Annotated in this window: 2 protein-coding genes; both read right to left on the bottom strand. The window is 41.2% G+C overall.

Features of this window, described 5'->3' with window-relative positions; genetic code table 11:
- Positions 1-7,986, bottom strand: a 7,986-nt coding sequence (locus N475_RS25015; protein ID WP_282955591.1) for a SpvB/TcaC N-terminal domain-containing protein, incomplete at its 3' end; no start/stop codon positions are given.
- A complete protein-coding gene (locus tag N475_RS25020) occupies positions 7,986-9,350 on the bottom strand; it encodes a hypothetical protein (protein ID WP_063366151.1) in 1,365 nt (454 codons plus the stop codon). The genes N475_RS25015 and N475_RS25020, both read right to left, overlap by 1 nt.
- Positions 9,351-10,136: the final 786 nt, after the last annotated feature.

The raw sequence follows: 10,136 nt of genomic DNA on the forward strand, positions 1-10,136 counted from the left end.
TGTTCTGCCAAGTTTATCTACGATTGTCACTTTAGTTGGTGCACCCGCTGCAACTTGTACAACTTGCATAACAGCACCGACTGGCGCATCGCTATCAGGTTGTTGAATAGCAGAATAGACTGTTGGCATTCCGTCAGTCTTTTGACTAAATGCCCTTAAATAAGCGTCATAACCATAGTCAGTTGTCACAAAGTCATGCTGATTAACCTGCACAGATGTTGACGTCTTCAAACCCGTTTTAGGATCTGTATGGGTACGAGCTATGTGGCCCTTAGCATTCTTAGATTCAAATACATAGTAACCATTTTCAGCAACTGACGTGCCGTCTAAGGTATAAGCAATTGTTTCAGAGCGGCTTTGAGTAGACCACATTGCATCATTGTAGACCTGCGCCGACTTCGTGACTTTAGTAGGCAGCCCGTAGCGGTTGTATTCGTAATCGACTTGCTGGCCGACTCCTGAAGACCCTGAGGTGGTGACTGTTTCTGGCTGTCTGGCAGCATTAAAGTGACTAAACTCTGTGGTGACTGTTGTTTGAGTATCTAAAGCACTTTCCGTTCCAGAATACAGTGTATAAGCATCTTGCTTATTTCTAGCTGCGACTTCAAATGTGGTGACTACTTTTTTAGTTAGCTTATTAATGAACCAGTCGTTTGTGCTGTATTCGTAGGTGTTGACTGTTTGCGTCTTCACACTGCCAAATTGGTCCGTATGGACATTTTCTGAATTCAATAAGTTGCCATACAGGTCAACCACACGGCCCTTTTCTTCTTTCACTGCCAACTGTGCCTTGGTTGCAAGGTCACGGGTCACTTCAGAACTAGATACTTTGTATATGCTATAAACATTCTCAATATTGTGCGCTAGGTTATCTGCCCAGTTAACTTGAGAGTGACTTATCGCCTCGCTTTCCACTTCACTTAGTGGGCGCCCATCATGTGTATAGTCATCTGCAACAAATACAGCACGGTTAACCATTGCTCCAGACTTAGGGAAGTGCTGATCAAAATCTGTTTGTGTGGTTAGCCCTTGCGTGATATCAGCTTCAATAATACTTCTAAAGCCCATAAAACCGCGGCCTTGATTATTATATACTGCACCGCGATAAGCATACCTACGTTCAAAGTCGCTACCAATGCCGTTGTCTTGTTTAAACTCATTCACAACATACATACTGGATGTAAAGTTTTGATAGCCTGTTTTTGTTTCTGCATCAGCCTTATATAAACTGTTTACACCCACAATACCCGTTGCAACGGATGAAGAAAGCGGCTTATACCCCCATTCACTTTTAAGACCCACACCATTGGTTACGGAGCCCAATATGTCAAGAGGTCTATAGTCACCAGCTGTATGACCAGTACCTGTACCGTAATTGCGGCTAATATTGACTTTACCTGCCACATAACCTGCCGGTGCGCTTTGTGTATAGCGGCAATTTGACCCGCCTGGCCCGCTTTCACAGCCATAGTTGAAAACAAGGTCAGGTAAGCCATCCCCTTGAGCATCAATAATCTCAGACTCATAGATTGTGCCAATGAGGTCTGTGCCACTTTGCTCAAATGTGCCGTTTGTTAATTCAAGTTTTGAAAACGCATAAATGCTTCTATCGTAACTGCCTTCAATAGATTTAAACCTGCCATCACCTAAGGGAATGGTTTCACTATAAATATCAGCACCACAAAACTCTGTCTTTGTCTGATCTCGGTACTTTGTATGATGAACATTTTGGCACCCTTCAACAACGATACCACTGGGAACCAATAACTCTTCTTTACCATCCGCGTCAATGTCCACAATTTTTATTGCATCACCATACTTTGGAATGTAAGCGCTAATAAACTCCTCTTTTTGCCCTTGGAAGCCGAAACTTTCAAGAAATACAAAATTACGACTTTGTAAAATTTTCCCAGTATTAACTGGGGCCGTAAATGAGCCATTACCTTGGCTGTATCTGACAAAAAGTGCGCTGCCATTGACCTTTGGATTAAACCAACCCAACCAGTCTTTTAATCCATCACCATTTAAGTCAGCAAATCGGTAGAATCGGGTCCAAGTAGAGTCTAGGCCCTTACGGTAATCGTCTTCATCTCCCCAATTAATTACCTTGCGCTCTGAGGTCAGCTCTTTTCCGTTAGGCGTCATTAATAAGATTGAATCTAGCCTGCCTTGACCAGTATCATCTAAATCAAGTGCTACTTTATAAAAATCAGGTATACCATTACCGTCAAAATCTCCTCCAAGATAAAAAGACTCAGAAGGTGACATCTTTTGATAGTGTTTTTTTACATTAAATAGCAGCTGTTTATCATTTACCGAGTATGGGTGAGAGAAATTCCCGTTATGATAATAGAGGTTAATGTCTTCCACTTCATAATCAGCTGTTTTCTCATACACTACGAGGTCGGGTAGGCTATCTCCATTCATATCACCTAAATGCAAAATTGATGACAAATTTGGGATCTCAATCCCTGTACTGATTTTTGTGGAGCTACCGTCTTTGTTATTTTTGTATAACACAAAGCTCTTTAATGCGCCTACAGAGCCTGCTTCAAAATCATAGTCATCAGTCAGACCATCAAGATCAAAGTCAGCTGTGTCAGACGTACAGTTAACTTTTTGTCCACTTGTTCCTACGTACTCGCAATCCGTCATTGAGTGGCTGTTTGCCGTGGTGCCACCTTCTGCATTGATGTAAAAACCTGGCCAATCTCTCGCACCGTCACCATTTCTGTCCCCATTAGGTAAGACAGCAGCGATACTTTTACCCGTATCAATGTCAACATGGGTCCCCCCAACAGCCATGGCATTGTCTTGCCAATCAAAGCGAGTCATCGGTAAACAGTCGCTGCCTATTTCGCCATAGCACAACTGTAATGAAGCTAAGAGTTCTCCTCCAGTAGCATTACTCTTAACATAGTTTAAGTTATAAACACGTGTCTGAATCTCATAGTACTTCGTGACAATGTGTTTTAAGCGACGCGTTTTTTCGAAAGATATACCTGCATGATACTTTCGAGTCGGATCAATCGATTGTTCATATTCAAAATGAACGTTGTGAATACCCGTATGTGAACTGCTGTCACCTGTATAGTTAATTGAGTCTAATAATTTTTCATTAGCACCATACTCACGATAGTTATAGTGAATAAAGTTGTTGTTTGTTGCATCGCTTGTATAGTCAATAAGCCAAGCATAAGTACCTCTAGGTCTTGAAATAGAGGGATCTCTTACATCTTTACTCTCTTCAGAACGGCCATAATAAGATGTATGGCCATTCTTATGTTTGACTTCAAAGTAACTGCTTGACGAAGTTAAGTCACCACCATGTTGATAAACTCTGTCAAAACTATCTATTTCGGTCGCATAAACTCCGCCGCTTTGACCATATTCACCACTAATTAAGATTAACTTTTGGCCATTCAAACAAAGCCTATCATCCGATTGGTATCTTGCATTTAGGCTTATTCCCTCTTGTGCAAAAGTCGAGGCACAACGCGTTAACGCAGATCCAGCAGATAGTGACCAGCCTTTACCCGCAATACCGCGTCCAGAGCGGGAAGAGTAATTTAATGACACACTAGGCTTCATGCCTGCACGGCCAGGTGTTAATTCAATAGGAATAGAGTATGTGGCTGCACCACCACTCACAGCCGCTTCGCCTTTAATCGTGCCTACACCATCCACTGTAGGTATACTAATCTCTGCAAAGCTTGCGTCCTCTGGCAAAGATGACCTTACGTTAATATTTTGTACATTTGAGAACCCAGTACAACTCTCAACTGTACCAGAGTCCGTATCAGCTGAAATACAAGCTTTTAACTTATAAGCATATAGACCTGGTGCACGAGTATATGTTTGCTCTTGCGCTTTGAAATCAATCGTGCGTTCGGAGCTGTCTGCAAGCGTTTCGTTTAGATAATAGTTGAGCTTGCTATCGTACTCACTCGCTTGAAGTGTGAAAATACCAAGACCATTGTCTTGTACAAGTGCTAAATGAGGAGTTGTAATTCCATCTTCCGGATTTAAAGGGTCAGTACCTAACAATACTTCAATGTAATCACTCACATTGTCATTGTCGCTATCTGCATTTTTGTTTTGATCGCAGTTGACATCAACCGTACAGTGCTCGTAATAGTAAAATATTGCTCGCTGCGCTAACTGTGCATGCACTGCGTTGGCTTGCACTGTATTTAGCCAAGCTTCAATTAGGGCTGCTCTTTTACCACCTTCATTTAGAAATGCGATCCACTGTGATTGTGTTTTATCAGCAATCGGACTAGGCGCACCCGATGGGAATATGCGGGTAATCATATCTGCCACAAACTCAGCATTTGTCATGCTGCCTGGTAGCGCGAGCTTCATTTCGCCAGACGTTAGTAAAGCTGTAATAATCTCTGTTGTTGAGATCCCTTGGCTGTACGCAAATGCCATAAAGCTTAGTTCGTCTTTATTAGGTAGACGATTAAATAAAACATAGTAGACACGAGCGAGCGCTTGCAATTGAGGATGCTCTGCACCAGGTATCCAACCTGCATTGTCGCCATTTAACAAGTCACGTATTGGGTGCGTAGCAGTGCCGTTGATATCATCAAAACGTAAGGCATTTGCGTCAATCGCTTCTCTGAAGAGGATATAATGTATGGTGTCACCTAGGTCACTAGGATCAGTTTTTTCTGCCTTTACTGTGACATGAATATCGTTTCCTACTAGTTTAACTTGTTCAGTCAATGGATACAGGAACAAGTAGCTCCACAAAATAGCCCCAGTTTCAGGGTCTATCGAATAGAGCGCTTTGTCATGGGAACCGACGTATAGCTCCCCATCTTGATTAACCTGAGCTCTTGCAGTAATGGCACCTCGAGTTTTTGCTTGCCAAACCTTATGCCCATCATGGTTTATTTTGTAGAAACTGTTTGCGGTCGTACCAAAGTATATTTCATCATGCCACTGCTCAGAGCCATTTATGGCTGTATAGGGTTTAGGTAATATCGATGGTGTCGCAGCGATACCATCAGATTCATATGACCAAGCCTCGATGCTTTCTGGTGTTAACGCCAAAATAGAATTATTTTGGGTTGTATATGCACGCCCAGAAATACTGTCAACAATTGGGTTATTGATAAGCGCTAAATGACTGTTTGGCGAGTCAGCAAACACATGGAATAGCCCTCGCGGTGCATTTGCAATGCCGTTGGCTGCTTTGAGCGTCAAGCCTCCCTCATAAAACCCCTTTGCCATGTCATTATTTACTACCACCTCAATGGTAGTTGCATCTATTCGAGTAGCAGAGTTCGTTTGGGCGCGATAGGTCAATGCATTTAATTTGGCACGCATATCTATATAGCCATGGGTATCACTTATGCCCGCAGCTTTAATTCTGAAACAGTGCCCTGGGCATGTTGTGCTTACTTTAGCCTGCGTTTTTTGAGCATAAAGGTCCGATGTATCGCCTTTCTTTGCACTCGAAACGAAGTGCTCAACTGAACCAATAATTGCTCGAGAGTGATTTACAGTTTGGTATGCCCCTTCAACACACACATTTTGGCTATTACAACTGTAAATTTGATAGGTGTAATCTCCTACTAGAGGAGCGTTTGCAAGATATTCACCATCCGCTTTTTCTGCCACTTTTAGCAGTGTCGGATTTACCGGCTTATCTGCAACACTTCCCATCCAGCCATATAATTTGTATTGGTCAGTATAAGAATTACCATTTAGCTGCCAGTTAACACGGTAAGGAGCTGAAAACTGGTGCTTAAATGCGGTACTGAATAGTGGGGCATTTGGCAACGGTTGGGTATTAACAATTGTAAACTCAGCGCAAGTCGGGGCTGACTCCTGCCTATGGTTCTGATACACATTAATCGCACTTACGCATACTTTAGCTGAGCGGCCGTTGTCGCTGTAACCAGTTTGAAAATACTGCACAACATTTGTTACACCACTTTCATAGTTCACTTTTTCAACAAAACGATTTGACTCATCTTTGATGAACAGTTGCCACTTGTATTGGGTTACATTGGCAGTTTGGCTTACCGTAACTGGGTATTTACCGTTCACTGGAGCCCCTACAGAAACCGAAGTTGGAGGGTTAACGTTGGGGTATTTTACAGAGGTTTTAAAAACTGCTGACGTCGATTGCTTGCCATTACTTGTTGTACCGTGCAATTGCAAACTTACCTGACCAGATATTCTTGCCGGCCATTTTGCGTTAAGCGTTATAACGCCCCCACTCTCGTTTTCATGAACCTCAGGTAACTTCAATCTTGAACTAATAAGCCCGTTACCGTCTACGGTATAAACTTTACCGTTGTAAGTAAAAGAAAATGCCTGATTGATCGACCCATTCGCAGTTAATCTAAGATGAGTTAGGTAATGTACTTGAGAAGTGAACCCACCAATTTTTATATTAAAATTAACGTCTGCATTTGGCTCAACATTTGAACCGATATTTTCCAGCCTTATACCATAGGGAGGCCTCACATTAACGTCAAGCACTGCTTTTGAAGGCTCGCCTGCTTTGTCTACTACATAGGCATAGTAAAAATACTCTTTTTGCACTAAAGGTGCGGTTCGAGGCCAATTACAATTTTGAATAGCTGTGCTGCTTCCGAGTGGGCATCTAAAATGGGTGACACTGGGGTTCGCGCAATTGGTGGTATCAGTTTTATTTTTGCTTGTACCAGGGAAAAGGCAAATGACAGCTTCGCTAAAACCATTGCTGTCAGTACCATTTAAAGAAATAGTGTAATCCTGACCCGCAAACAAATGATTTGTTTTAGTATTGATACTAAGTGCAATATTCGGCGCTGGATTTATACTCACAGAAGCATAAGCTTTCTCTGACTCCATCCCCCCTTTGTCTGTTGCTTTTGCATAATAGGTAACGCCTTGTGTAATTGTTTTTGTTGTTGAGCAAGTATACTTATTTCTCCCATTTGTTTTTGTACAATTAGACAGTGCAAATGTCTCACACTTATTACCACTACATAGGCTTCCTGATCCAAGTTGGAAACCTGAATCGCTATTGGCATCTTCAAAGGTAGCGTAAAAAGTAACCCTTGTATCTTTGTTTACGGTAATACTGGAACCAGATTTATTTCCGGCTTGAACAGTGAGCCTTGCAGTCGGTTTTACATTGGCCTGTTTGACGGTAAATGTGACCTTTGCGTTATCAGTTTGACCATATTTATCTCTCGCTATTGCGGTATATGTAACGGTACCAATATGATCATTAGTCGGCGTAAAAGTTGTAGAACAATGGCCACTATTGCTACACTCTATATCTGCACCAGCATCACTCGTTATCTTAAAACTAGTAACATCTTTTGCCGCGTCACTTACCGAAAACTCAACTGTCTGAGATGACCCAACATACAAAGTTTTATCTTGCGATGGCGTAACTAAGCTCACCTCAGGGGGTGTTAATTGAACAACATTAATTGTTCGTTTACAGGTGTTGGTTGCATAGTGCTGCCCCGCCACACCGTTTCTACGCACGTGTATATAGTGGTGTAGGTATATTTCTCGCTTTCCTACAACATCAGGCTTAAATGTAACCCCTCTCGTATACTTCGCCCCACTGTAGCTCGCAATACTTTTACCGTTAAAGTTATACGACTGACCATCGTAAATGTACTTTTTGGTAACATCTAATTTAGCTGCCTGGTTTTTAACCTCAGTTGTAGAGTTGTGGAAGTTGATTGTTGTGCTAACCCCCTTAAACACGGTTATTTCACCACCGATCGCACATTTAAAAATGCTTAAATCGCCAGGAGGCCTATCAATTGGCTCGTCATCACATCGTTTTGATATGTCAATGGATTGAACTAAAGGATCACCAATACCATTCACACCACAGTCAAACCCTTCTGATGGCATATTGCTTGACTCTGGGCTATTGACGCTTATCTGCGTCTCTTGCGCCTGAACGTATAAACTACACAGTAAACCGGCTAAGCCTATAAAAATCGACTTTTTCATTATTCTTTATGCTCCTTAACCCAGTTTACTTTAATTTTTAGTTTGGGAGGGGTTTCCTCATCAGTTCCACTATCATCTGAAAATAGAGAAAATGCAGACTGCAAGCAGTTGGAAAAGCTATTACAGCTTGTGCTGGTATCTTCTTCAATCGAAAGCGATGTGTACTCTGTTTCTGAGACTCGCATAATGAGGTTGTTCGTATTTGGTACAGCGGCAATGTTGGCGGTAACGCTATTTTTTAATACTTGTGGTGGTAGCTCTACAACAGAGTGTGTTAACTCCATTGAACCTCTATCCATAACATAAAGGTTGCCTTTCATATCTACCGCGGCAATCAACTTTTTAGGTATACTAACTTCATTGCCAGTCTTTGTTTGAAGCTCAATCTCTACTGGTTTAGAAATCATCGATACACTTGTAGTATTACAACTTAAATTACTACCATCACTTACTCTAATAGAGCATACCTGCCCACTACCTTCCATTTTACTTACGCTGATATAAACTTTGCCTTCCTCAGCAACATAGTTACCTTTATTTGCAACGACCCCCTCTAAAGGTTGTTCCCAGATCACCTCACCAGACTTATTAACTAAAACGATTTTCTCGTCATAGGTGCTAAACAATACACCTTGTGGTACTGCAACAAGGGACCTTGCGATTAGGTCATAACCAAGATTTCTTAAAGGCTCGATGTAATTTGTCAGTGGCGTTTGGATAACTTTTCTGGTCGAGTTAACAACGAGGTTTTGCGTAGCACTGCGTGTTTGACCAAACCCTTTAACAACCAATGTATAGCTTGTGAATTCACTAGGAATAATATTAAAAGAACCAGACAAAGGAAGGTTTTTATATACAGAACCATTACTGCCAGTAATTGTTACACTGCTGGCATTTTTTACTTTCCAGCTTAAAAGGCTCGCTTGACCAAGCGTTACTTCTGGCTTGGACAATGAAAATTGAGAAAGTTGTAAGTCACCATTAGCGATCACATTTTGATGCGTTGCTTGTTTGCTACACCCATACCTGCCGCAAGCTACGACTCTAAATTGGCTACTGCTTTTACCTGAGATTGACATACTTAAGCCAGTTACATCACCACCGACTTGCTGCCAAACTCCATTTACTAGTTGTTCGACATAGTAAAAAGTAGCGCCATCGGCTTGATCCCATTCAATCAAATAACCATTATCTGTTTCTTTTAAAGAAACCAGTCTTGAATTTGAAGGGAGGTTCTCAATAGGAATAAATATAGTAATTTTATTTACACTAATAGGAGCATACGCCTGCTCGAAGCTTCTCTGGTTAGCTATCGATTTGGACGATAAAACTAACAGCAAAATAAAAGTGAATAAATATCGCATCTTTGATTTCTATGAACACAAACTTTCGCGATTATCTCAAAAATATAAACAACTAACAAACACCTTTTTTCATACACTATTAACACCAAGACAAGAAAAGAAACATAAAGAGTGCACAAGCACCTGTTTTAGTTACTAATAAGTTTAATAAATAAATATTTTAATAGTTTTATAACGGGATATTTTTACTTAGTTAAGTAGGATAATGTTCAAAAAACAGGCAGATCAACAATTGATAAACAATAACTTATTCTTAGGTGGCCTTTGTCATTATTAATAGCCATTTACGGCTACAAACTCTTAATAGAATTATTGCTCGCTATAATCTGCAAGATGCCCTGTTTTAACATAACACAACAACCGCCCAGCTACCCGACATGTTAGCCAACCCATTCAGAGCTTGGCTCTAACCGTGACCAACTAAGCAAAAGACACAGACGTCGCCAACTTTTGCTAAATAGGTGTGGTTTATTAGCTAGGTCACCAATCAAAAATCAAAGGTGTAAATAAATTAGATAACAGATATTAGTACTATTAAAGCCTGTTGTGTGTTTTCAAGCCTAGGTATGTAGGCTCGTAGCTCATAAGGGGCGCTGAAGAACAGTTAAGCCCTGATGTATATCAGAGCAACGCTTTATTGCATGTGGCTAATCATCGAAATGCAGCTGGTAGGGAATAAAACAACGATAACGAGGGGCCTTGTTGATCAAATAGGCCTTTACTGACGGCCTTGTCATTTTTACCTATATTCAGGCATACCTAGCCTATTCATCGTGTTGATCACCT

The sequence above is a fragment of the Pseudoalteromonas luteoviolacea DSM 6061 genome (assembly GCF_001625655.1).
In the GTDB taxonomy this organism is placed as follows: Bacteria; Pseudomonadota; Gammaproteobacteria; order Enterobacterales; family Alteromonadaceae; genus Pseudoalteromonas; species Pseudoalteromonas luteoviolacea.

Bases quoted from the DNA above. Each gene is read 5' to 3' on its own strand.
- N475_RS25020 (WP_063366151.1), bottom strand. From the start codon at position 9,350: ATGCGATATTTATTCACTTTTATTTTGCTGTTAGTTTTATCGTCCAAA.